The organism is Psychrobacter sp. CAL346-MNA-CIBAN-0220, assembly GCF_040309805.1.
GTDB lineage: Bacteria > Pseudomonadota > Gammaproteobacteria > Pseudomonadales > Moraxellaceae > Psychrobacter.
Genome location: NZ_JBEOPF010000467.1, coordinates 1 through 257 on the forward strand (window position 1 = coordinate 1; position 257 = coordinate 257).

Genomic DNA, 257 nt, shown 5'->3' on the forward strand with positions numbered 1-257 from the left:
GGTTGCGGGCGCAACGAAGTCTTTCAAGCCCAGGCGACGCAACGCCTGCCCCGGGTACTCGCCATCATTGAGGCTGCGCATAGCGGCGACAAAGCTCTTGTTGGCCTCCCCGTCATTATTTTCAAGATAGGCGCGTTTGGCACTGACAGCGTATAAAAACTGCGCATTGACCAGAACATCGTTGGGCCGGTCGGTGCCGAAGTTGGCGCCGGCCTTGGCCTGCTTCAGTTCGTCATGGGTGATGTGCAGCTTGAACC

Annotated in this window: 1 protein-coding gene; it reads right to left on the bottom strand. The window is 58.4% G+C overall.

Translation table 11 applies throughout. The features are described from left to right. A partial coding sequence (locus AAEY88_RS14395) for a hypothetical protein (RefSeq protein WP_350563484.1) occupies positions 1 to 257 on the bottom strand: 257 nt, incomplete at both ends.